Here is a 22,380-nt window from a genome sequence, read left to right on the forward strand (position 1 = left end):
CCGGTCGGAGGCGACCCCATGAGACGACGCCACCACTTCCACATCGACCACGCGGGGCACTCGGTCAGCGTCACTGTCCAGACCGGCCACAAGGCCGTGGTCGAGGTCCTCGTCGACGGCAAGTCCACCGGCTACGCCACGACGAGCGGCGACCGCCCGGTGACCGTGCACGTCGAACTGCCGACCGAGCCGCCGACACCGGCCTCGGTCCGGGCCACCGCGGGCCCCGGCATCCCCCGCTGCGTCCTGGAAGTGCCGGGCGCCGAACCGCAGGTCATGTCCCCTCGCCTCTACTGACAGCGCGCACCGGGGCGGACCGGCCTCAGGTCGACGAGGTACGCGTCGACGGCGTCGCCCACACAGGAGCCGCCCCGGCCGTAGGCGGTGTGGCCCACCCCCTCGTACGTCAGCAGCATGCCGCCGGGGAACTGCGCCGCGAGGCTCACCGCCTCCTCGTACGGCGTCGCCGGGTCGCCGGTGGTGCCCACCACGAGGACCGGAGCCACGCCCTCCGCGCGGACCCGGTGCGGCTGCCCAGGGCCGGCCGGGAGGCCCTTGCACACCATGGAGTCCAGCACGGCGGCGGTGCCGTAGGGGCCCGCCGCCTTCTGCGCGGGGGCGAGGGCGTCCCAGTACGGCTCGGCGCCCCGGGGGTGCGGGGTGTCGGCGCAGTTCACGGCCAGGAGCGCGGCGCCCTCGTTGTCGGCCGGCGCGGGGCTCGGCTCGTCGGCCGGCGCCGTGTCCGCGCCTCCGCTCCCACCGCCGTCCTCGTCCTCGGCGGTCTCCTCGTCGTTCGCGAGCGCGGCGAGCTGCGTGCCGTCGCCGGAGTCGGCGGCCGTCAGCGCCTCGGACAGTTCCTTCCACTGGTCCTCGGGCGTGTACATCGCCATCGACAGGGCGTCCAGCAGCATCCGCTCGTCGACCCCGGACGCGGAGCCGTCGACCGGGATCGGTGCGCGCGCCGTCCGCGCGAAGAGCCCGTCGATCACCTTCCGTATCTCCCCCGGCGTCGCGCCGGGGCAGACCCCGTCCCCGGCGACGTCCGCGCAGTGCGTGGCGTAGTCGTCGACCGCCCGGCGGAACCCGGCGGCCTGGCTCTGCGCGCGGGCGCGCCAGCCGAGCGACGGATCGACCGCTCCGTCGAGGACCGACGCGCGGACCCGGCGCGGGAACTGCTCGGCGTACTCGGTGCCCAGGCTCGTCCCGTACGACCAGCCGACGTACGTGAGCCGGGTCTCGCCGAGCGCCGCCCGCAGCACGTCCAGGTCACGGGCCGCGTCCCGCGTCCCGACGTGCCGCAGGATGTCCCCGCTCCCCGCGACGCACGCGCCGGCCTCGGCCTCGGCCACGGCCAGGACGCCCTTACGGTCGGCCTCGGTACGGGGGCTCAACGGGTGCCCGTCGGCCGGCCCGGCAGCCGCCCCGCCCTCCTCCTTTCCTTCGTCGCAGGTCAGGGCAGGGGTGCTGGCGCCCACACCGCGCGGGTCGAAGGAGACGATGTCGAAGCGCGCACGGACCTCGGCGCCGAAGGCGTCGGCGCCGCCGTCCGTGAGGCTGTCCACGCCGGAGCCACCGGGACCACCGGGGTTGTAGACGAGCGCGCCGATACGACGCGCCGGGTCGGCGGTGACGGCCTTGGCGACCGGCAGCACGAAGGTCCGGCCGTCGGCCGGATCGGCGTAGTCCATCGGCACCGTCAGCCGCGCACAGCGGAGTTCTCCGCAGTCGGTCCACGTCAGCTTCTGGGTGTAGAACGCCCGCAACTCCGGGCGGCCGGACGGGTCGACGGCGACGGCACGCCCGCCGTCCTCCGGTGCCGTGGCCGTGCAGCCGGAGAGGGCGGTGGCCGCGAGGAGGGCCAGGGAGAGGGCGAGGGCGGGACGGGAACGGTGGACGCGCTTCACGGACGAGCTCCTGGCAGACCGGGTACGGGTGCGCACAGCGTCGCCCGACGATGCTGAGGATTTCGTGAGGCTGCCTGTCGCCCCCTGCCCGGAAGCCCGGAAGCCCGGAAGCCCGGAAGCCCGGAAGCCTGGAAGCCCGCAAGCCCGCAAGCCCGGAAGCCTGCAAGCCCGCAAGCCCGCAAGCGCGTAAGCCCGCATGCCCGCGGCGCGCAGACGGCGGCGCCCAGCCCGCTGCCACGCCGGCCGCCGGCCGCGGCGCTCCGCGCGTGCCCTCAGGACTCCGCGGCCGGCAGCCGCAGGACGAAGCGCGCGCCGCCGAGCCCGCCCGGCCCGCCCGGCCCGCCGCTCGCGGCGGTCAGGCTGCCGCCGTGGGCGTGGGCGACCCAGGAGGCGATGGAGAGACCGAGCCCGGTCGACCCCGAGCCGCTGCGGAACCGCTCGAAGAGGGCGTCCGCCACGCCCGTCGGCAGGCCAGGACCGGCGTCCGTCACCGTCACGACCCCCTCGCGCCCTTCCCGCGCGATCTCGACCCGTACGACCGCGGGCTCGCCCGGAGCGTGGCCGTGGGTGAGGGCGTTGCCCAGCAGGTTCCCCACCGCCCGGCGCACCAGGTCGGGGTCTGCGAGGACGACCGTCTCCTCGGCCCGTACCGTCACCCGCTGCCCCTCCGACGGGGCGTCCGCCACCACCGCCTCCACCAGTTGGTCGAGCCGCAGTGGCTCCCGAGCCAGGGTCTGTACGCCCGTCATCAGCCGGGCCCTGGTGAGCAGTCCGTCGACGAGTCCGCCCATGCCGTCGGCGAGCCGCATCGTGCGGCGCAGCACCTCCGTGCTGTCCGTGTCGCCGCGCAGGGCGGTCTCCGCGAGCATCCGCAGCGAGGCCACCGGGGTCCGCAGATCGTGGGCCGCGTCGGCGAGGAACGCCTCCTGCTGCCCCAGTACCGTCAGGGCCGGGCGGATCGCCCGTCCGGACAGCAGGTGCCCGACCGCCGCCGAAAGCACCACCAGGACCGCGCACCCGGCCGACAGCAGCCAGGTCGTACGGCGGTGCTCGGCCATGGCCTCCGTGCTCTCGTACAGCGTGACGACGGCGCCGTCCCGGCCCGTGGGGCCCTCGGCGTCGGGGGCGAAGAAGGGCTCCGCGAACAGCCGCACCGGCCGCCCGTCCACCGACCGCCCCTCGACGGCGACGACGTCCCCGCGGCGCAGCGCCGCCTCGGCCACCGCCCGGACGTCGGCCGGCGCCCCGGCCAGACACGGGTCCTTCCCCGCGTGGTCGACCACCGGCCCGGTCGAGCCGTCCCTCGGCACGGACAGCACGGTCAGCTGCGGGCAGCCGGTGTCCATGGTCCCGACGAGGTCCGTGGTGTCCAGGCGGTCGTCCCCGTCGTACGCGAGCAGGCCGATCGCCTGCGTGGTGTCCAGGTTCATCGCCCGGTCGAGCTGCTCCCGCCACCGCGCGTCGTCGCTGCGCACGGCCAGGACGGCCATGGTGACGAGCCCGACGGCGCTGGTGAGCGCGAAGAGGGCGGTGATCCGTCGGCGCAGCCGCCGCACCCGTGCGGTGGGCGTGAGCGCCCGGCCCCCGGCCGGGCGCCGGCTCACTCCCGTTCCTCGCGCGGCGCGAGCCGGTAGCCGACTCCGCGCACCGTGTGGATGAGGGGCGGGTCGCCGAGCTTGCGGCGCAGCTGGGAGACGAGCACCTCCAGGACGTTCGAGCGGGGCTCCGCCATCTCGTCCCAGCAGCTCTCGATCAGCTCGCCCCGGGAGACGGCCTGGTCCGTCCGGGCCGCCAGGACCTCCAGGACCGCGAACTCCCGGCCGGTCAGGGTCAGCAGGACCCCGCCGCGCCGGACCTGGCGGCGCGCGGTGTCGACCTCCAGGTCCCCGACGAGGTGGACCGGTGGCCGGACGACCGCCGCCCGGCGGCACAGACTGCCCACCCGGGCGACGAGTTCGGGCACGGCGAACGGCTTGACCAGGTAGTCGTCGCCGCCGGCGGCGAAGCCCCCGACCCGGTCGGCGACGGTGTCCCGGGCGGTGAGGAAGAGCACGGGCACGGTGCCGCCCCGGTGGCGCAGCTCCGCGACGTAGTCCGCCGCGTCCCCCGAGGGCAGCATCCGGTCGAAGACCGCGCAGTCGTAGGGCGTGACGAAGAGCGCCTCGTCCGCCCGCGGAAGGTCCGCCGCCTCGTCGACCGCGAACCCGGCGGCGCGCAGCGCGGCGGCCACCCCGAAACGCAGATCCCCGTCGTCCTCGACCAGCAGCACCCGCACGGCGCCCACCCTAACGAACCGCCCAACGGCGCCGAAATCCCCCTTACCTGATGTGTCGTCAGATCAACACTGTGTAACGCCAACAGGCTTGTCGGACAGAAGACTTCCTTCCGCTCACGGCCTCTGGGATCTTGCGTCCACCCCACACATCACAGGGCCCGGCCGGCGCCACCAGCGTCACCGGGCCATCGGAGGACGCATTGTTTTCCCACATATCCAGCAGGCTGAGACTCCCGGCCACCGCCGCCACCGCCCTCGGGGCGGTCGTCGCGCTCGCCGCGCCCGTCGGAGCCGCCCCGGCCGCTCCGGCCGGTGTCCCGGAGCCCAGGTCCGCCTCGGCGGCGCCCCTGACCACCGCGGCCTCCGCCGCGTCGGCCGCAGCCGCGGCGACCCGTCAGGCCGCAGGTCCGGCCGCAGCGGCGGCCTGGGCCGCCGGCACCCGGGCCTACCTGGTCATCACCGCTCCCGGTGACACCACCGCCGTCCGCACGGCGGTCGCGAACAACGGCGGCTCGGTCTTCTCGTACTTCGACGCCATCGGCGTCGTCGTGGCGCACTCCACCTCCGGCACCTTCGCCGCGACGATGCGTACGGTCTCCGGCGTCCAGCAGGTCGGCGCCACCCGCACCTCCGACGTCCCGGCCGACGCCTACAACCCGGCGCTGCCGAGCAACCCGGCGCAGTCGGCGCCCCCGGCCACCGAGCCGGTCCGCTCGGACATGACGCAGATCAAGGCCGACCAGGCCTGGGCGGTCTCCACGGGCTCGCCGACCGTCAAGGTCGGCATCCTCGACACCGGCGTGGACGACCAGCACCAGGACCTGGCGCCGAACTTCAACGCCGCCGACTCGGTCTCCTGCGCCTACGGCAAGGCGGACACCCGGGCCGGAGCCTGGCGCGACGTGGACCAGCACGGCACCCACGTGGCCGGCACGGTCGCCGCCGCCAAGAACGGCAAGGGCGCCATCGGCGTCGCGCCGAGCGTGAAGATCTCCTCGGTCCGCATCGCCGAGCCGGGCTCCACGCTCTTCTTCCCCGAGAACACCATCTGCGGACTCGTCTGGTCCGGTGACCACGGCTTCAAGGTCACCAACAACAGCTACTACACGGACCCGTGGCAGTTCAACTGCCCGAACAACCTGGACCAGGCAGCCATCCTGGAGGGTGTGGGCCGCGCCCAGAAGTACGCCGAGGGCAAGGGCTCGCTGCAGGTCGCGGCGGCCGGCAACTCCAACGTGGACCTGGCGAACAAGACCACGGACAGCTCCTCGCCCAACGACTCCACCCCGGTGACCCGGACCATCACCAACGACTGCCTGGACATCCCGGCCGAGCTGCCGGGTGTCGTCACGGTCTCGGCGAACGGCACCAACGGCTCGTCCAAGGCGTCCTTCTCCAACTTCGGACGGAACGTCATCGAGGTCTCCGCGCCCGGCGAGTCGGTCTACAGCACCGTCCCCGGCGGCAAGTACTCCTCGCTGAGCGGCACCTCCATGGCCGCTCCGCACGTCGCGGGCGTCGCGGCGCTCCTCGCGAGCGCGAACCCGGGCGACACCCCGGCCGACATCCGTACGAAGCTCGGCGTCCAGGCCACCGACCTGGCCTGCCCGTCGGACAGCCGGTGCACCGGCACCACCGCCAACAACGGCTTCTTCGGCGAGGGCCGGGTCGACGCGCTGAAGGCCGTCGGCGGCACCACCCCGCCGCCCGGCGCGTACTTCGAGAACCTCACCGACGTCGCCATCGCCGACAACACCACCGTCGAGAGCGCGATCACCGTCAGCGGCGTCACGGGCAACGCCCCGGCCACCCTGAAGGTCGGCCTGGACATCAAGCACACGTACATCGGTGACCTGAAGGTCGACCTGGTCGCCCCCGACGGCACCGTGTACACCGTGCACAACCGGACCGGCAGCGGCACGGACAACATCGTCCAGACCTTCACCGTGAACGCCTCCGCCGAGGTCGCCAACGGCGTCTGGAAGCTCCGTGTGAACGACAACGCCAACCAGGACACCGGCAAGATCGACGCCTGGAACCTGACCTTCTAGGTCTTGCCCGGGCGCCCTCCGCCGTCGCGGCGGGGGCGCCCGGACTCCTTGGCGGAGTAGAGGTGGTCGACCTCCGGCCGCAGATCCAGTATGTCGAGGAACTCCGCCAGCTCGGCCGCGTCGGCCGTCCGGCCGGCGACGGCCCGTCGCGCCGCGCGGCGGCGGTCTCCGGGACCCTCGGGCCCCGGCGAACCGTCGCCCGCCTCTGTGACGTCCATGCGCCGATCCGACCACACCCGGGCCCGCCGTGCACGGTCAGCACATGCCCGGGGTGTCGGCACCCGGCGCGCGGGACCGCGACCCGCCGGGGTGTCAGTACACGCCCAGGAAGATGCCTCCCGGGGTCTTCAGGTCGTCGTTGTGGAGATGGAACGCCCGCAGCGACCGGGCGATCTCACGCTGCGAGAGGTACGCGTCCCGGTCCAGGTCGAGCCCGGCGAAGGCCGCGGCACCCTCGTCGCCCGGGACGTCCCAGACGGCGAGGTAGGCGGTGAACTCCTCCCCGCTGACCCGCTTGTCGCCCTTGGTGTCCATGATCCGGAAGATCGCGGTCGCGAGGTTCTCCAGGATCTCGGGCCGGTCCGTGTCGTAGCCCACCGCGCGGTGCGCCGCGACGAACCCGTCCTGGTCGAGCCGCTCCCGCCCCGGCACCGACTGGGCGAGCAGCCCCAGCCACTGCGCCCAGTACGCCCGCTCCAGGGCCTGGATCCGGGGCTCGTCCGTCGGCAGCCCGTACGCGCCGGCGTAGGCCTCCACGACGCGGCGGTGGTCGGACCAGGTGACGAATCCGTCGGCGTCGGCGTCCAGGACCGCGAAGAGGCGCCTGAGCCTGCGGGTGACGGGATCGATCGTCGGCATGCCGGGGGATCCTTCCGGTGAGGGGTTCGTACGGAGAGGGACGGCATTACCCCCAGTGTGGTTGCCCGGACGCGCCCCCGCGCGCCGCGTGCGCGACCATCGACGCCATGGAGGCGGATCCCGATGTGCCCGGCCTCGTCCGGGAGCTGACCCGGCGGGCCGACCCGGCGCGGCTGCGGGACGACGTCGCCTTCCTCGCCGACCGCCCCCGGGGCCGGATCCACGCGCCCGAGGCCATGCTGCGCGCCGAGGCCCATGTGACGGAACGGCTCGCGGAGGCCGGGTGGCGCACCGAGCGGCAGCCGTTCGAGGTCCGGTGGCGCCCCGGCTGCACCGACCGCCCCGGCGGTGGACGCCTCACCCCCCTCCGGTTCCGTCTGCACCGCCGGCTCGCCGGGGCCAACCTGCTGGCCGAGCCGCCGGGCGCCGACGACGGTCCCGCCGTGCTCGTCGGCGCCCATCTGGACACCGTGGTGGGCAGCCCCGGCGCCGACGACAACGCCTCAGGAGTCGCCGCCCTCCTGGAGGTCGCGCGGCTGCTCGGCGGGCTGCCCCGGCCGCCCCGGGTGCGACTGGCCTGCTTCGACATGGAGGAGCTCGGCTTCGTCGGCGCCCGCGTCGCTGCCCGCGCGGCGCGCCACGGCCGGCGCGTCTCGGGCATGCTCTGCCTGGAGTCCGTCGGCTGCTTCGCCGACCGGCCCGGGACGCAGGCGGTCCCGGCGGGCTTCGGCGCGCTCTTCCGGGACGCGGCCGGAGCCGTCCGCGCCCGTGCGGGGAGGGGCGACTTCACCCTGGTCGTCCACCGGCGCTCCTCGGACGAGGCCGCCGACCTCTGGCGCCGGGCGGCCCGCGCCGCCGAACCCGCCCTGCCCGTCGTCACCCTCCGCGACCCCCGCCCCGACGGCCCCCTGGGCACCCTCGCGGGGCTCGCCGTGCCCCCGCTGAACCACCTCGGCCGCAGCGACCACGCCGCGTACTGGAGCGCGGGCATCCCGGCCGTCCTGCTCACCGGCACGGCGAACTTCCGCAACCCCCACTACCACCGGCCCACCGACACCCCCGGCACCGTCGACCCCGCCCGCCTGGCGGCCGTCGCCGTCGCCACCGCGGTCACCGCCGCCCTCTGGCGGCCGCCCGGTCACGGCCGGTAGCCGCCTCGGAGGCGGAACCGGCGCCCCGGACCTACCGTGGTCGAAGGAGCGCCACCCGCACCCATCCCCGTTCCCGAGGAGGCCGCGATGGAGCAGCGCTTTGTCTGGGTCACCACGCGCCGCATCAAGCCGGGCACCCTGCACGAGTTCGAGCGCGCCTGGCGCCCGGGCTTCGCCCCCGACGGACTGCACCGGGCGTACGCCTACTGGACCGAGGACGGCCACGAGATCACCGGCGTCTCCCTGTGGGACTCCCAGGAGGCCTGCGACGCCTGGCGCTCCTCGGAGGCCGAGCGGTCCCGCCGCGAGACGATGGCCCCGTTCGTGGTCGAGGAGACCGAGGCCTTCTACCAGGGCGGCGAACTCGGCCTTCCGGGACGCTAGGGCCTTTCGTTCGGATCAGGCCGCGTCCGGAGCGTCGCTACGGATACGTCCGCACGTCGTCGGTGTACTCCTGGGCCCGGTCCCGCACCAGCTCCGGCAGCGCGCCCGAGGCCAGGTCCGCCAGGGTCGTGCCCTCCAGCACCTGGCGCAGGCTCGTCCGCACCGCACGCCAGACGTCCGGCATGGGAGCCGCCGCGCCCCGGTACTCCAGGCCGGTCAGTTTCAGGTCACGCACGCTCACCAGCGGGCCGTCCATCGCGCGGAGCACGTCGGCGAGGGTGATCTCCGCGGCCGGTCGCGCGAGGGTGTAGCCGCCGTCCGGTCCGCGCACGCTGCGGACCAGGCGGGCCTGACGCAGCTCGCTGAGGACGACGAAGAGGAAGCGGACCGGGATGTCCTGCCGCCCGGCCACGTCCTCCGCCTTCAGCGGCCGGTCGGGGGAGCAGGCCAGCTCCGCCATGGCCCTGACCGCGTAGTCCGTTCGTGCTGAGATCCTCACCGCCTCAATGTCTCACGGCTGGCGCGAAACCGATCCGGCCGACGGGTGAAGGGACCGTGCGCTCTTGTCGGTTCACATTGTTCATCGACATAGTGAAGTACGTCGTCGAGCAGTGCCCGCCCCGGCCGGAGGTCCCCCGTGTCCACGCACCCCACCGCGTCCCCCCGTCCGCGACCGACCGTGGCCGTCGTCGGCGCGGGCGCGGCCGGGGCGCTGGTCGCCGTCCAGCTGTGCGAGACGGCCGCCCGGCGGCGGACCCCGCTCGACCTCGTCCTGATCGACCCGGCGGCCGAGGCCGGGCGCGGCACGGCGTACGCCACCGAAGTCCCCGAGCACCGGCTCAACGTCCCCGTCGGCGGCATGAGCTGCTACCCCGACGACGCCGGTCACTTCCGGCGCTGGCTCTGCCGCCACGGCGAATCCACCGTCACCGCGGCGGACTTCGCCTCCCGCCACCGCTTCGGCTCCTACCTCGCCGACACCCTCGGCCGCGCCGTCATCACGGCGCACGGCACCGTCGCCGTACGGCGCGTGCGGACCCGGGCCACCGGCTGCGCCCAGACGGCAGACGGGCGGTTCGCCCTGCGGCTCGCCGACGGCACGACGCTCACGGCCGACAGCGTCGTCCTGGCCACAGGCCCCGCCGCGGGCACCGCCCGCTGGGCACCCGCCGAACTGCACGGATCCGCACGGTTCATCGCCGCCCCCTGGGCGCCCGGCGCCCTCGACGCCGTCGGCGCGGACGACGACGTGCTGCTCGTCGGGGCGGGGCTGACCGCCGTCGACCTCGCCCTGGTCCTCGACCGGCCCGGCCGCACCGTGCACGCCCTCTCCCGCAGCGGGCTGCTGCCCCGGCCGCACGCCGTCGCCCCGCTGCCGCCCGTACCCCCGCCGCCCGGGATCACGGCCCTCCCGCTGCACCGGCTGCGCACCGCGCTCCGGCTCCACTTCGCCGCCTCGATGCGCGACCACGGCGACTGGCGCCCCGCCCTCGACGGGCTGCGGCCCGTGATCGGCGCGGTCTGGCAGGGCCTCACCGACGAGGAGCGGGCCGAGTTCCTCGACCGGGACGCGACCCGCTGGAACGTCCACCGCCACCGGATGGCCCCGGCCACCGCCGAGGCGATCGCCCGGGCGCGCGCCGCCCACCGGCTGCGCGTCCACGCGGGCCGGATCACCGCCGCCCGCCCGCTCGCCGACGGCCGGATCGCCGTCGGGCTCGCCGACGGCCGGGAGTTCGACGTCGCCTGGGTCGTGGACTGCACCGGGCCGGGACTCCGGCTCGACGCCTCCGCGGATCCGCTCTGGGGCGGCCTGCTCGCCGACGGGCTCGCCGTCCCCGGCCCGCTCGGCATCGGCGTCGCCACCGACGCGGGCCGGCTGCGCGACGCCCGGGGCGCCACCCACCGCCCGCTCTTCACCCTCGGCGCGCCCCGGCGCGGCGAGCTGTGGGAGACGACCGCGATCCCCGAGATCAGGGCGCAGGCCCGGGAGGTCGCCGAGGCCGTGCTCGCCCCGCTCACCCCCGTGCCGCAGCCCACCCGTAGGCGGCCCACCGACCAGTTCGGGCTGCCGCTCTCCACCCATGCCGCCGCTGCCGCCGCCTATCGCAGCGGCCTCGGCCGGGTGATCACCGTACGGGCGAAGGCGGCCGAGGCGTTCGCCCGGGCCACCGCCCTCGACCCCGGCTTCGCCCTCGGGCACGCCGCGCTCGCCCTGCTCGGCCACGAGTGCGGAGCCGATGTCGACGTGCACCGCGAACTCGCCGACGCCCAGCGCGGCGTGGCCGAGCGCGGCGACGAGCGGGAGCGGTCGTTCGTGGACGTGGTGACCCGCAGGATCGAAGCACCGGGCGGCGACGGGGGAGCGGACGCGGACCGGGCGCTCGTCGACCACCTCGACCGCCACCCGGTCGACGCCTTCGCCCTGAGCATCGCGGTGCCCACGATCGCCTTCTCCGGCATCGGCGACCTCGACGGGACGCTCGCCCAGCGCCTGGTGGAACACACCGCGCCCGCCTACGACGGCCACTGGTTCCCCACCTCGCTGCTCGCCTTCCTCCGCCAGGAGCAGGGCCGCGTCGACGAGGCCGGCTTCCTCGCCACGGCGGCCCTGGCCGCCGAACCCGCCTCCGGGCACGCCGCGCACGCCATGGCCCACGTCCACTACGAGTCCGGCGCCCACCGGGCCGGCCGCGACTGGCTCGACGGCTGGATCGGCGGCCAGGGCCGGGGCGCGGTGCACCGGGCGCACTTCTCCTGGCACGTGGCGCTGCACGAACTCGCCCTGGACGACTCCGCCGCGGTACGCCGCCGCTGGTTCGCCCAGCTCGCGCCGCGCCAGGTGGGCGGCGTACGGGCGCTCGTCGACTCCGGGTCGCTGCTGTGGCGGGCCCGGATGACCCGGAACTGGACGGGCAGCGTGCCGGTGGAAGGCGTGCTCGATGCCGTCGCCCGCGACCTCCTCGAACGGCCCGCCACCGCCTTCACCGCCCTGCACAGCGCGGTCACCCTCACGGCGGCGGGCGACCTGGCCGCGCTCCGCCGCCTGCGCACCCACGCCGCCGGAGCGGACGCCGTCCAGCGGGAGGTCATCGCCCCGCTCTGCCACGCGCTCGAAGCCGTCCTGGAGGAGCGGTGGACGGCGGCGGTCGACGGACTGCGCGGACTGCTGCCCACCCTGCGCCGGGTGGGCGGCAGCGCCGCGCAGCGCGAGGTCGTCGAGGAGACGCTGCTCCACGCCCTTCTGGAGGCGGGCCAGTGCGACGCGGCCCGCCACCTCCTGGAGGAACGCCTCGACCGCCGCTCCTCGCCCCTCGACCGCCGCCGCCTGGCCGACCTCCCGAACTAGGGTCCGCGTCAGCCGCTCTCCTGCATCAGCCGCTCCTGGATCAGGAGCTCTTCTGAATCGGGCGGTTCTCCTGGATCAGGCGGTGCAGCAGCTCCGCCGCCGCGCGGCCGAAGGACGGGTCGTTCAGATGGGTGTCGAACTCCACCACGTCCACCGGGCTGCCCCGCAGCCCGTCCCTGACGGCGTCGAACACGACCTCGTCCAGGACCGGATCGTGGTACGGCCCGCCCGGCGCGCCCAGCGTCGACAGGCCGCGCAGCGGCAGGCACACGGCCGTCGGCCCGGTCGCGGAGCGCAGCTTCACGGCGACCCGCGCGCCGAGCTCCGCGCACTCCTCGGCCGTCGTCCGCACCACCGAGATCGACGGGTTGTGCACCCGCACGTCCCGGTCGAGCACCCGCTCGGGGACGGTGTCCAGCGGGCCGAACTTCACCATGTCGAGCGCGCCCGGGCTCACCACCTGCGGGATTCCCGCCCGCCCGGCGGCCAGCAGCCGGTCGGGCCCGGCCGTCAGGATGCCGCCGCAGAGGTCGTCCGCCAGTTCGCACAGCGTCAGGTCGAGGACGCCGGCGAAGAGCCGCTGCTCCGCGAGCGACTCCAGCGTCCGGCCGCCCGCGCCGCTCGCGTGGAAGACCAGCACCTCGTAGCCGAGTTCGGTCAGCCGCGCCCGGGCCGCGTCGACCCCCGGGGTCGTCACGCCCGCCATGCTCGCGGCCACCAGCGGCCGGTCGTCCCGCACCTCGGGCGCCGCCGCCGCGGCGAACCCACGCGCCATGCCCGCCACCGCGTCGACGGCGTTGGCCAGTATCGGCGCCGACACCCGGTTGACCCCGGCGATGTCGACCACGCTGTACATCAGGGTGATGTCCGCCGAGCCCACATAGGGCGCGACATCGCCCGAGGCCATCGAGGAGACCATCACCTTCGGCACCCCCAGCGGCAGCGCCCGCATCGCCCGCGTCGCGATCGACGTGCCGCCGCTGCCGCCGAGCGCGAGCACCCCGTGCAGCCGCCCCTCCGCGTGCAGCCGCCGGACGACCTCGGCCGCCCCGCGCGCCATCGCGGTCACCGCCGCGCCCCGGTCCCCGTCGCTCCGTAACTCGTCGAGATCCACGCCCGCCGCCCGCGCCACCTCGGCGCGGGGGACGTCGGCGGGTATCAGAGGGGTCCCGATCACCCCCGTATCGACCACGAGGACGTCGACCCCGCGGTTCTCCAGCCGCTCACGCAGCCATCCGTACTCCAGACCCTTGGTGTCCAACGTGCCCACCAGCACTACGATCGCCATCCCCGTACTGTCCGTCCAAGTCGACATGACGACAAGACTGTGGCAGCCGGACGCCAGGCGGCATACTGACCCCTCTTGATCACCCACAAGGAGGAATGTCATGGCCGCCAGTTTCAGGACCGTCATAGAGGTGGGCCCGGACCATCTCGACCAGGCCCGGGCCATCGACCGGCTGTTCCAGCAGGCCATCGCGCCCGCCACCGTCAACTTCGACTTCGAGAACATCCACCGGGCCGCCGCCGCGATCCCGGACAGCTCCGTCGTGAAGATGGTGCGCGGCTGGGGGCTCCAGGAGCAGGCCCCGGTCATGGTCATGGTGCTCTCCCTCAAGGAGGCGGTGCGTCAGGCGCTGCCCGGCGACTTCGCCGAGGCCTCGTTCTGGGACACCGTCGAGAAGGAGCTCGCCGCCGCCTTCACCGGTCTCTCCGCGCAGGAGGGCGAGCCGGGACTCTCGTACTACGAGGAGGGTCCGGACCGGACGCGTTACTACCGCGACCTCTTCTTCGCCCTCCAGGACGAGGAGACCGGGAACCACCTGTACGCGATCGCCTTCTGCATCGACGTCACCGTCGAACTGGAGAAGGCGCGGGCCGCCGCCCTCCAGCTCATGGACGTCGCGCCGTACGCGATCCGGCTCAACGCCATCGTCCTGCGGCAGGAGTTGGGCCTCGCGGTCTGAGGCCCGAGGCTCCGCTCGCCCGAACGTGCGGGGAACCGCACCGGCCCGCCGTCCCGGGCCGGACCCGCAGGGAACCTAGACTGCCCCGCATGGCGAAGTACTTCGACGTGCACCCCGAGAACCCCCAGCGACGCACCATCGGCACCGTGGCGGACAGCATCCGCGCCGACGCGCTCATCGCGTACCCGACGGACTCCTGCTACGCGCTGGGATGCCGCATCGGCAGCCGCGACGGCATCAACCGGATCCGCTCGATCCGTGAACTCGACGACCGCCACCACTTCACCCTGGTGTGCCAGAACTTCGCGCAGCTCGGCCAGTTCGTGCAGATCGACAACGACGTGTTCCGCGCGGTGAAGGCCGCGACGCCCGGCAGCTACACCTTCATCCTGCCGGCGACGAAGGAAGTCCCGCGCCAGCTGCTGCACCCCAAGAAGAAGACGGTCGGTGTCCGGATCCCCGACCACGTCGTCACCCAGGCCCTCCTCGAAGAACTCGGCGAACCGCTGCTCTCCAGCACCCTCCTGCTGCCCGGCGAGGACGAACCGATGACCCAGGGCTGGGAGATCAAGGAGCGGCTCGACCACGTCGTGGACGCCGTCCTCGACTCCGGCGACTGCGGGACGGAACCGACGACGGTCATCGACTTCTCGGAGGGCGAGCCGGAGATCGTCCGCCGTGGGGCGGGCGACACCTCGCGCTTCGAGTAGCCGATCGGCGGCCGTGTCATGATCGCGGCATGACCGTCATACCCGCGCGGTGCGCCCCCGTCCTGCTGGCCGTCGTCCTCCTCACGGCCGGGTGCGGTCTCGGGGCGGAACTCGACCGCGAGGCCGACCCGGAGCGGACCGGCGCGCACGCGACCGCCGAGCCGTCGTCCGTGCCGCCGCGCGCGGACCGCCCGGCCGGCCTGGCCGACACCTCGCGGGCGGACCCGCCCGCCCCGACCGGCGCGGAGGGCTGCCCGGCCACCGGGGTCAAGGTGACGACCGGCATGGTCAACGTGGCGATGGGGCTGCGCGCGATGCCGGTGACCCTCACCAACTGCGGCACGGAGGACCAGCGCGTCGAGGGGTACCCGGACGTCCGGGTCAGGGACGTCCACCGGAAGCCGATGGACGTCACCGTCCTCAAGGGAACGGGACCCATCGCCGACCTCCAGGACCCCGGGGCGCATCCCGTGACGCTGAAGCCCGGCGAGTCCGCGCGCTCCGTCTTCGCCTGGCGGTACTCGGCCGTCGACCCGGCGACCGGACGGGGCAGCGGGGTGTACGTCGAGATCGCCCCTGCGCCGGGCGTGGCCCGCCAGACCGTCCTGCCGGAGGGCGGCCTCGACGTCGGTGAGACCGGCCTGCTCGGCACGACGGCCTGGGAGAAGGTCACGGACTGACCGGCGGCCGCCCGGCCGGTCAGTCCGGGCGGGCGCCGGTCAGTCCGGGCGGCGCAGCCGGGCGCGGGGACGGCGGGCCGTGGCCACCAGGGCGGCCACCGTGGTGAGTTTGACGCGCGGGCGGCCGGTCGCGCGCCCCTCGGCCCGTTCGGCGCGGTCGATCGCTGCGAGCCCGCGGGCGCCGACGACTTCGGCGCGTCCGCGCAGCAGGCGCCGGAACGCCCGGGCCGTACCGGACGGCGCCGGCAGGGCGCCCGCCACGGCGTCGGCGAGGAGCGTGCCGACGGTCTCGGCGGCGCACGTCCGGTTGGCCCCGATCCCACCCGAGGGACCGCGCTTGATCCAGCCGACGACGTACGTCCCCGGCATCCCCGCCACCCGGCCGTGCTCGTGCGGCACGGTGCCGGTCGCCTCGTCGAAGGGCAGCCCCGGCACCGGGACGCCCCGGTAGCCGACCGCCCGCAGGACCAGGCCGGCCGGGATCTCGCGCTCGCCGGAACCCTCTGTCACCCGCGCTCCAAGCACGGCGTCCTCGCCGGTCAGGGCGACGGGCGCCGAGTGGAACCGGAGCACGATGCGCCGGTCGGGGCCCGGCGGCCGCGTCCAGTCGACGGTCTCCCGCGCCACCTCCCGCAGTAGCCCCGCCTTCCCGCCGGGCGTGGCGCCGTCGATCGCCGCGGCGGTGCGCGGGTCGTGGTCGTCGACGACGAGGCGGACCCCTGACAGGTGGGTGAGGGCGCGCAGTTCGGAGGCCGTGTACGCGGCGTCCTCCGGGCCCCGCCGGCCGAGCAGCACCACCTCGCGCACCCGGGAGCCGCGCAGGGCCGTGAGCGCGTGGTCGGCGATGTCCGTGGCGGCCAGCTCCTCGGGGTCCGTCACGAGGATCCGGGCGACGTCGAGGGCGACGTTCCCGTTGCCGACCACCACGACCCGTTCGGCGCCGGTCAGGTCGATCGCGTCCGGGGCGGTCTCCGGGTGGGCGTTGTACCAGGAGACGAACGCCGTCGCAGGGACGCTGCCGGGCAACTCCTCTCCCGGGACGGCGAGTCTGCGGTCGGCGGAGGCGCCGACCGCGTACACCACCGCGTCGTGGTGCGCGGCGAGTTCCTCCGCGGTGACGTCCTTGCCGACCTCGACGCCCAGCCGCAGCCGGACCCGGGGGTGGGTGTGGAAGCGGGCGAAGGTGTCCCCGACCTTCTTGGTCGCGGGATGGTCGGGCGCCACGCCGTACCGGACGAGACCGCCCGCGACGGGCAGCCGGTCGACGAGGGTCACCTCGGCGTTGGTGTGCAGCAGCAGGTCCTCCGCCGCGTACATCCCGGCCGGTCCCGTCCCGACGACCGCGACCCGGAGGGGCGCGAAGTCGGACGGCAGGGACCGGTCGAAGGCCGGGGCGCCCCAGGAGTGGAAGTTCGGTCCCGGCGCCGCCTCCGTCCCCAGCGGGGCACGGTCGGCGAAGTACGCGGCGTTGACGGCGGCGTAGCCGGCCTGCGCGGGGGAGAGGCTGTCCACCGGGAAGATCGCGTCCACCGGGCAGGCGTCGGCGCACGCGCCGCAGTCGATGCAGGTCGCCGGGTCGATGTGGAGCATCTCGGTGCTGCCGAACTCCCGCTCCCGCGGCGTCGGACGAATGCAGTTGACGGGGCACACGGCGACACAGGTGGCGTCGTTGCAGCAGGTCTGGGTGATGGCGTAGGTCATGTGGTCGGCTCAGCTCGGGTCGATACGGCTCGGCTCGGGGGTGTGGGGGGACGGCCGCGGTCAGATCAGGTGGGCGCGGCGGTAGAAGACCAGCGCGGGCCGGGTCAGCAGCCCGGCGGAGGAGAGGAACTCCATCAGGCCCGCGCAGCTGGACCGCATCAGGGACTTGTGGTGCTCGTTGGCCCGCGCCTCGGCGACGGCGCGTTCGACGTCCAGGCCCGCGCTCTCGTAGACCTTCCGGCCGACCATGCTGGTGACGATGACGTACGAGGCGATGGCGATCACCAGCGCGTGGAACCGGCGGCGTACCCCGCTCGCGCCCCGCAGCCGCCTGCGGGTCTCCTCGCGGGCGAACTTCATGTGCCGGGACTCCTCCACGACGTGGATGTTGTTGATCGTGCGGACGAACGGCACGACCCGCTCGTCCCGCATCCAGTCGCGCTGCATCACGTCGAGGACCTCCTCGGCGACCAGGATCGCCGCGTACGCGGCCTCGCCGAAGGCGACCGTCTTGAAGGCGCGGCCGAGTTCGATCGCGAGCCGGTGCGGCCGGTACGCGGGGGCGCCCAGCTTGGCGGCGCCGCGGGCGAACATGATCGAGTGCCGGCACTCGTCGGCGACCTCGGTGAGCGCCCACTGGAAACGGGGGTCGGTCGGGTCCTTGGCGTACATGTCGCGCAGCACCATCTGCTGCAGGATCATCTCGAACCAGATGCCGGTGCTGGCCACGGAAGCGGCCTCCTGGCGCGTCAGCTCCTTGCGCTGCGCCTCGGTCAACTCGCTCCAGTACGCGGTGCCGTAGAGGGTGCTCCACTCCGGGCTCGCGCCGTGGAAGTCCTTGTCCAGCGGGGTGTCCCAGTCGACCTCGGTGGCCGGGTCGTAGGAGAGCTGGGCGGCCGAGTCCAGGAGCCTGCGGGCGACCTCCTGTTCGGCCTGCCGGTCCTCGCGCTCCGGGCGGACGGTGCTGCGCGCCATGTGCGGCTCCTTGGATCGAGACGGCGAACGTCTTGTTAGATGCGGCATCTAGCAAGCTGTTAGACGGAACGTATAACAAGCGGGTCCGGCGGGCCTACCCCCGTGCGCCGATTTCCCGCCGATCTCCCCGCACCCCGCCCCTCTCCCGCCCCACGAGGCAACCCACGCACGCCGGTTGCCGTCCTCCGATCACGAGAGGGACCCGTGCCGGGACCCCGAGGCGCCCTGGAGCGCCCCGAGCCGCCCCGGCGCTGTCCCGACCCGATCGATCGTGAGGAAGACCGCTTTGATACGTGTCACACGTGGGGTGACCACGGCCGTGGCCTTAGTCGCCCTGGCCGCGGCGGCGCCAACGCCGGCGTTCGCCGAACCCGACCCGGGCGCCCCGTCCCGGACGGGCGTCGCCAGAGCCGCCGGCGTCGACGGCACGCTGCCGGACGGCTGGCGGCTCAATGGCGACGGCGCCGACCGGGAACTCGTCTGGACGTCCACCGAGCCCGTCCCCATGGGCGACGCCCGCGTCGAGTTCTACTCGGGCACGCGCCTCCTCGGCCGCCCCGCACCCGCCGCCGACGGGCACGCCTTCCGGCTGAAGGCCGACGGCCTGCGCCTGGGCGCCGCCGAGGACCTGCGGGTCATGGCCGCCGGGCGCCGCCTGGACGCCGGCGCCCCGGGCGACGCGGGCGCCGCGAGCGAGGCGCCCCGCAGGGAGCCCACCGCCCCTGCGGGGCCGGTGGAACCGCCCCTGCCGCTCAACCCGGTCGACCCCGGCAAGCCCGGCGCCTACCGCACCGTCAGCGGCGAGTACGAGCTGCCGGCCGTCCGGTTGCCCGGATACACCGAGCCGATCGAGATGCGCGCCGTCGTCGTCGGACCCGCCGGCGCTCCCGGCAAGCGGCCCCTCGCGCTCTTCCTGCACGGCCGCCACGGCACCTGCTACGGCCCCGGGGAGGAGGTGACCGGAGCCTGGCCCTGCGCCCCCGGCATGAAGCCGATACCCAGTCACAAGGGCTATCTGGCCGCCCAGAAGCTCCTCGCCTCCCAGGGCTATGTGACGGTCTCCGTCTCCGCGAACGGCATCAACGCCCAGGACCACGCGGCCGACGACGCCGGCGCACAGGCCCGCTCGTCCCTCGTGCGACAGCACCTGGGCCGCTGGGCGGACTGGTCGGCGCAGCCCTCCGGCGCCCCGGACGCCGTCCGGGCGACCGCGCCCGCCGACCTCTCCCGCGTCCTGCTCGTCGGCCACTCCCGGGGCGGCGAGGGGGTGAACCGCGCGGCGCTCGACAGCCTGCACCGGCCCCCGGCCGATCAGGACGGAGCCCCCGGCCCGGCGCGCTGGACGATCCGCGGCAACGTCCTGATCGGCCCCACGATCTTCGGCCAGAACCCGGCCCCGGACGTGCCCTCGATGACCATGCTGCCCGGCTGCGACGGCGACGTCTCCGACCTCCAGGGCCAGATCTACGTCGACGGCACCCGCGGAGTGAGCCGCGGCACCGCGCTGCAGAGCGCGGTGTACATGGTCGGCACCAACCACAACTACTTCAACAGCGAGTGGACCCCGGGCCAGGCGGAGGCACCCGCCCACGACGACTTCAACTCGGACGACGCCCAGGACCCGGTCTGCTCGCCCGGCGCCAAGACCCGGCTGACCGCCACGCAGCAGCAGACCGTCGGCGCCACCTACATCGCCGCGGCGGCCCGGCTCTTCGTCGGCGGTGACGACCGCGTCCGTCCGCTCCTCGACGGCACCGGCCGCCGCGTCGCTTCCGCCGGCCCCGCGCGCGTCCTCAGCCACGCCGTCGGCGGGCACCGCGCCCCCGGCTTCCTGCCGGGACCCGGGCTCACCGTGACCGGCGGCGGCCGGCTGTGCGCCCAGATCGATCCGGATCCGGCCCGCGCCTGCCTGCCGCAGAACGACGACGGCACGGGCGGCCGCTCCCCGCACTTCGCGTTCTGGGAGGCCTCGCCCGAACCCGGCCGCGACGCCGTCGCCCTGCGCTGGACGGGCCCGGGCGCGGGGGCGCGGACGACCGTACGCGCCGAGCGCCCGGTCTCCCTCAAGGGCTCCGGCTCGCTGGCGCTCCGCGTCATCGTGCCGCCCAACACCACAGGTACACGCCTGGACATCGCGCTCGTCGACGCCGACGGCCGGCGGGCACCGCTCGGCCGGGCACGGATCGACGGACTTCCGGGCACCGACCGCACCACCTCCCACTGGGGCCGTGAGGTCCGTGTCCCGCTGGCCCTCGCCTCCCGGGCCAAGCTGGACCTGACGCGGATCACGAGCCTCGAACTGACCCCGGCCGGCGGCGCGGGCCAGGCCTGGCTGATGGACGCCTGGGGCTGGCGCCCGGGCACCCCGGCCGCCGAGCCCGCTGCGATGCCCCGCGTCGACATCGGCCGACTGACCGTGGACGAGGGCGACTCCGGCGTACGGACCTACCGCGTGCCGGTTGAGGTCTCCGGCCGGGGCAGCGGCCAGGTCCGTGTGTTCACCCCGATGCCGGGCTCGGACGAGATGACGTCCAGGATCGTCACCGTCAGCCCGGGCAGCCAGTCCATCGACGTGCCGGTCGAGGTCACGGGCAACACCCGGTTCGGCCACGACCTCTCGCGGGACGTCTCCGTGAAGGCCGTGAAGGGTGTCGCCGTCGGCTCCCACCGCGGCGGGGTGACCGCGAGGAACGACGACGCGAAGCCCACGGTCACCGTGACCCCGGTCGCCGACGACGTCACCGAGGGCAAGCCGCTGACCTGGCGGATCACCCTGTCCGCGCCCGCCGACGTGGAGGTCGGCGGGGTCATCGAACTCCTGCCGGTCACCGGCGGCCCCGAACTGTCCAGCGCCGACGTCGACCCCGCCTGGCTGGAACAGTTCTTCGGCGCCGTGCCGAACCCGCCGAAGCCGCTCTCCGCGCTCGGCTGGGAGGGCGAGCCCGCGAGCGTCTGGGCGGACGTGCCCGCCGGAGGGACGAGCGTCGAGGTGTCGATCCCGACCGTCGCGGACCGCGTCGACGAGCCCACGGAGACCCTGCGGGCCCGGCTGACCACGTACGACGAGAACTGGGAGCCGCACCACGGGCCCGAGTTCACGGGCTCGGTGCGGGACGCCGCGTAACCGGATGTGACCATACGGACCGGGCCGCGGGGGGGGCGCGGCCCCCCCCCCCCCCCCCCCCCCCCCCCCCCCCCCCCCCCCCGGGGCCCCCCCCCCCCCCCCCCCCCCCCCCCCCCCCCCCCCCCCCCCCCCCGCCCCCCCCCTCCCGCGGGGGGGGGCGCCCCCCGCAAAACGGTTTTTACCCCTCGCGGGCGGGGGGGGGGTGGCCGCGCCCCCCCCCCCCCCCGGCCCACGGCACCAGCCGCGGACCACGATCCCCGGCTGTCGGGCCGTGCCCGCCGACCACCGACCACCGCCCACCGGCCACTGGCCACCGCCCACCGACCACCAGCCACCGATCACTGGCCACCGCCCACCGCCCACCGCCTACCGCCCGCCACCCACCGATCACGACCACCAGCGACCGACCAGCAGCCACCCGAGCCGTACAGCGAGGACCGCCATGACCCCGTCCTTCCACCTCCACCCCGGAGACTCCGGCTCCCCGGTCCTCCTCCATGTGCCGCACTCCTCCCGGGACGTGCCCCCGGACGTGCGCGACGGGATCGTGCTCGGCGACGAGGAGCTCGCGCGCGAACTGGACCACATCACCGACGCCCACACCGACGCCCTCGCGGACACCGCCGCGCGGGCCGCCGCCGTCACGCCCTGGCGGTTCGTCAACCTGCTCTCCCGGCTGGTCGTCGACCCCGAGCGCTTCCCCGACGAGCGCGAGGAGATGCGCGCGGTCGGCATGGGCGCGGTCTACACCCGGACCACCCACCGCGCCGTGCTGCGGCCCGACGACTTCGACGAACAGCCGCTCCTGGAGCGCTACTTCACGCCCTACGCCCGCGCCATGACCGCCGCCGTCGACGACCGGCTCGCCGCGGCCGGCCGCGCCGTGATCATCGACGTGCACTCCTACCCGACCGAGGCGCTGCCCTACGAGCTGCACGGCACCGGCCCCCGGCCGCCGATCTGCCTCGGGACCGACTCCTTCCACACGCCGCCCGCGCTCCTGGACGCGGCACGGAAGGCGTTCGCGCCGTTCGGCGGCATCGGCACGGACAGCCCCTTCGCCGGGACGTACGTGCCGCTCGCGCACTACGGCCGGGACCCGCGCGTCACCGCCCTGATGATCGAGATCCGGCGCGACGTCTACATGGTGGAGCCCGGCGGCGAGGCCGGGCCAGGTCTCGACGCGCTCGGGGCGGCCCTGACGGCCCTGGTCGGGGAAGTGGCGGCGGCGCACGGGTGAAATCCCGCCAC

19 protein-coding genes are annotated in these 22,380 nt (G+C 74.8%); 10 read left to right on the forward strand and 9 right to left on the reverse strand.

The annotated features are described in order from the left end of the window. Window positions 1–18: 18 nt before the first annotated feature. Window positions 19–297: a hypothetical protein gene (locus tag AB0E14_RS22495; protein WP_362420791.1), complete on the forward strand. Its 279-nt coding sequence runs from the start codon at window positions 19–21 to the stop codon at window positions 295–297. Here AB0E14_RS22495 and AB0E14_RS22500 read toward each other — a convergent pair. The 3 genes from AB0E14_RS22500 to AB0E14_RS22510 form a co-directional block, all read right to left on the reverse strand. Then, a complete protein-coding gene (locus AB0E14_RS22500) occupies window positions 291–1,904 on the reverse strand; it encodes an alpha/beta hydrolase (RefSeq protein ID WP_362420794.1) in 1,614 nt (537 codons plus the stop codon). The genes AB0E14_RS22495 and AB0E14_RS22500 overlap by 7 nt on opposite strands. 272 nt (window positions 1,905–2,176) lie before the next feature. After that, complete coding sequence (locus AB0E14_RS22505) at window positions 2,177–3,508, reverse strand: HAMP domain-containing sensor histidine kinase (protein WP_362420797.1); 1,332 nt, start codon at window positions 3,506–3,508, stop codon at window positions 2,177–2,179. Next, window positions 3,505–4,173: a response regulator transcription factor gene (locus tag AB0E14_RS22510; RefSeq protein WP_362420878.1), complete on the reverse strand. Its 669-nt coding sequence runs from the start codon at window positions 4,171–4,173 to the stop codon at window positions 3,505–3,507. The genes AB0E14_RS22505 and AB0E14_RS22510 overlap by 4 nt, the downstream gene beginning before the upstream one ends. Window positions 4,174–4,379: 206 nt before the next feature. Here AB0E14_RS22510 and AB0E14_RS22515 point away from each other — a divergent pair, with 206 nt between their 5' ends. After that, the gene (locus AB0E14_RS22515) at window positions 4,380–6,230 is read left to right on the forward strand and encodes a S8 family serine peptidase (RefSeq protein WP_362420800.1); all 1,851 of its coding nucleotides are present in this window, start codon (window positions 4,380–4,382) and stop codon (window positions 6,228–6,230) included. Here AB0E14_RS22515 and AB0E14_RS22520 read toward each other — a convergent pair. Both AB0E14_RS22520 and AB0E14_RS22525 read right to left on the reverse strand, forming a co-directional pair. Continuing rightward, window positions 6,227–6,448 (reverse strand): hypothetical protein, encoded by a 222-nt coding sequence (locus tag AB0E14_RS22520; protein ID WP_362420803.1) that lies wholly within the window; start codon window positions 6,446–6,448, stop codon window positions 6,227–6,229. The two genes, AB0E14_RS22515 and AB0E14_RS22520, sit on opposite strands and share 4 nt — an antisense overlap. 94 nt (window positions 6,449–6,542) lie before the next feature. After that, a complete protein-coding gene (locus AB0E14_RS22525) occupies window positions 6,543–7,088 on the reverse strand; it encodes a hypothetical protein (RefSeq protein WP_362420806.1) in 546 nt (181 codons plus the stop codon). A gap of 107 nt (window positions 7,089–7,195) precedes the next feature. On the opposite strand from AB0E14_RS22525, the gene AB0E14_RS22530 reads away from it, so the two are divergent. Then, complete coding sequence (locus AB0E14_RS22530) at window positions 7,196–8,239, forward strand: M28 family peptidase (protein ID WP_362420809.1); 1,044 nt, start codon at window positions 7,196–7,198, stop codon at window positions 8,237–8,239. An 87-nt stretch (window positions 8,240–8,326) separates the two neighbouring features. After that, the gene (locus AB0E14_RS22535) at window positions 8,327–8,623 is read left to right on the forward strand and encodes an antibiotic biosynthesis monooxygenase (RefSeq protein WP_362420812.1); all 297 of its coding nucleotides are present in this window, start codon (window positions 8,327–8,329) and stop codon (window positions 8,621–8,623) included. A 37-nt stretch (window positions 8,624–8,660) separates the two neighbouring features. Here AB0E14_RS22535 and AB0E14_RS22540 read toward each other — a convergent pair whose 3' ends face one another. Continuing rightward, a complete protein-coding gene (locus AB0E14_RS22540) occupies window positions 8,661–9,122 on the reverse strand; it encodes an Rrf2 family transcriptional regulator (protein WP_362420815.1) in 462 nt (153 codons plus the stop codon). A 180-nt stretch (window positions 9,123–9,302) separates the two neighbouring features. On the opposite strand from AB0E14_RS22540, the gene AB0E14_RS22545 reads away from it, so the two are divergent. Then, window positions 9,303–11,972 carry an FAD/NAD(P)-binding protein gene (locus AB0E14_RS22545; RefSeq protein ID WP_362420881.1) on the forward strand — a complete coding sequence of 890 codons (2,670 nt, stop codon included), beginning with the start codon at window positions 9,303–9,305 and terminating at the stop codon, window positions 11,970–11,972. A 40-nt stretch (window positions 11,973–12,012) separates the two neighbouring features. Here AB0E14_RS22545 and AB0E14_RS22550 read toward each other — a convergent pair whose 3' ends face one another. Further along, window positions 12,013–13,260: a Tm-1-like ATP-binding domain-containing protein gene (locus tag AB0E14_RS22550; protein ID WP_362420818.1), complete on the reverse strand. Its 1,248-nt coding sequence runs from the start codon at window positions 13,258–13,260 to the stop codon at window positions 12,013–12,015. A gap of 100 nt (window positions 13,261–13,360) precedes the next feature. Between AB0E14_RS22550 and AB0E14_RS22555 the strand changes: the two genes are divergently transcribed. The 3 genes from AB0E14_RS22555 to AB0E14_RS22565 all read left to right on the forward strand — a co-directional run bounded on the left by AB0E14_RS22555 (window position 13,361) and on the right by AB0E14_RS22565 (window position 15,329). Beyond that, window positions 13,361–13,939: a Type-2Aa cytolytic delta-endotoxin gene (locus tag AB0E14_RS22555; protein ID WP_362420821.1), complete on the forward strand. Its 579-nt coding sequence runs from the start codon at window positions 13,361–13,363 to the stop codon at window positions 13,937–13,939. An 89-nt stretch (window positions 13,940–14,028) separates the two neighbouring features. Continuing rightward, complete coding sequence (locus AB0E14_RS22560; RefSeq protein WP_362420824.1) at window positions 14,029–14,649, forward strand: L-threonylcarbamoyladenylate synthase; 621 nt, start codon at window positions 14,029–14,031, stop codon at window positions 14,647–14,649. A 29-nt stretch (window positions 14,650–14,678) separates the two neighbouring features. Further along, entirely contained in the window at window positions 14,679–15,329 is a 651-nt protein-coding gene (locus AB0E14_RS22565) for a DUF4232 domain-containing protein (protein WP_362420827.1), read from the forward strand. A gap of 39 nt (window positions 15,330–15,368) precedes the next feature. Here the strand turns inward: AB0E14_RS22565 and AB0E14_RS22570 are convergent, their stop codons facing one another. Next, a complete protein-coding gene (locus AB0E14_RS22570; RefSeq protein ID WP_362420830.1) occupies window positions 15,369–17,030 on the reverse strand; it encodes an FAD-dependent oxidoreductase in 1,662 nt (553 codons plus the stop codon). A gap of 60 nt (window positions 17,031–17,090) precedes the next feature. Then, on the reverse strand, window positions 17,091–18,005 hold the full coding sequence (locus tag AB0E14_RS22575) for a diiron oxygenase (RefSeq protein WP_362420833.1): 915 nt from the start codon (window positions 18,003–18,005) through the stop codon (window positions 17,091–17,093). A gap of 286 nt (window positions 18,006–18,291) precedes the next feature. Here AB0E14_RS22575 and AB0E14_RS22580 point away from each other — a divergent pair, with 286 nt between their 5' ends. Both AB0E14_RS22580 and AB0E14_RS22585 read left to right on the forward strand, forming a co-directional pair. Continuing rightward, the gene (locus AB0E14_RS22580; protein WP_362420836.1) at window positions 18,292–21,129 is read left to right on the forward strand and encodes a hypothetical protein; all 2,838 of its coding nucleotides are present in this window, start codon (window positions 18,292–18,294) and stop codon (window positions 21,127–21,129) included. A gap of 442 nt (window positions 21,130–21,571) precedes the next feature. Then, window positions 21,572–22,369 carry an N-formylglutamate amidohydrolase gene (locus AB0E14_RS22585; protein ID WP_362420839.1) on the forward strand — a complete coding sequence of 266 codons (798 nt, stop codon included), beginning with the start codon at window positions 21,572–21,574 and terminating at the stop codon, window positions 22,367–22,369. The last annotated feature ends 11 nt before the right edge of the window (window positions 22,370–22,380 follow it).

Source organism: Streptomyces sp. NPDC047981 (assembly GCF_040653315.1).
GTDB lineage: Bacteria > Actinomycetota > Actinomycetes > Streptomycetales > Streptomycetaceae > Streptomyces.

What these genes read in the sequence shown, in the direction of transcription:
- AB0E14_RS22535 (WP_362420812.1), top strand. Translation starts at nt 8,327, where the DNA reads ATGGAGCAGCGCTTTGTCTGGGTCACCACGCGCCGCATCAAGCCGGGC.
- AB0E14_RS22550 (WP_362420818.1), bottom strand. Translation starts at nt 13,260, where the DNA reads ATGGCGATCGTAGTGCTGGTGGGCACGTTGGACACCAAGGGTCTGGAG.
- AB0E14_RS22575 (WP_362420833.1), bottom strand. Translation starts at nt 18,005, where the DNA reads ATGGCGCGCAGCACCGTCCGCCCGGAGCGCGAGGACCGGCAGGCCGAA.
- AB0E14_RS22555 (WP_362420821.1), top strand. Translation starts at nt 13,361, where the DNA reads ATGGCCGCCAGTTTCAGGACCGTCATAGAGGTGGGCCCGGACCATCTC.
- AB0E14_RS22565 (WP_362420827.1), top strand. Translation starts at nt 14,679, where the DNA reads ATGACCGTCATACCCGCGCGGTGCGCCCCCGTCCTGCTGGCCGTCGTC.
- AB0E14_RS22520 (WP_362420803.1), bottom strand. Translation starts at nt 6,448, where the DNA reads ATGGACGTCACAGAGGCGGGCGACGGTTCGCCGGGGCCCGAGGGTCCC.
- AB0E14_RS22560 (WP_362420824.1), top strand. Translation starts at nt 14,029, where the DNA reads ATGGCGAAGTACTTCGACGTGCACCCCGAGAACCCCCAGCGACGCACC.
- AB0E14_RS22525 (WP_362420806.1), bottom strand. Translation starts at nt 7,088, where the DNA reads ATGCCGACGATCGATCCCGTCACCCGCAGGCTCAGGCGCCTCTTCGCG.
- AB0E14_RS22495 (WP_362420791.1), top strand. Translation starts at nt 19, where the DNA reads ATGAGACGACGCCACCACTTCCACATCGACCACGCGGGGCACTCGGTC.
- AB0E14_RS22585 (WP_362420839.1), top strand. Translation starts at nt 21,572, where the DNA reads ATGACCCCGTCCTTCCACCTCCACCCCGGAGACTCCGGCTCCCCGGTC.
- AB0E14_RS22530 (WP_362420809.1), top strand. Translation starts at nt 7,196, where the DNA reads ATGGAGGCGGATCCCGATGTGCCCGGCCTCGTCCGGGAGCTGACCCGG.
- AB0E14_RS22570 (WP_362420830.1), bottom strand. Translation starts at nt 17,030, where the DNA reads ATGACCTACGCCATCACCCAGACCTGCTGCAACGACGCCACCTGTGTC.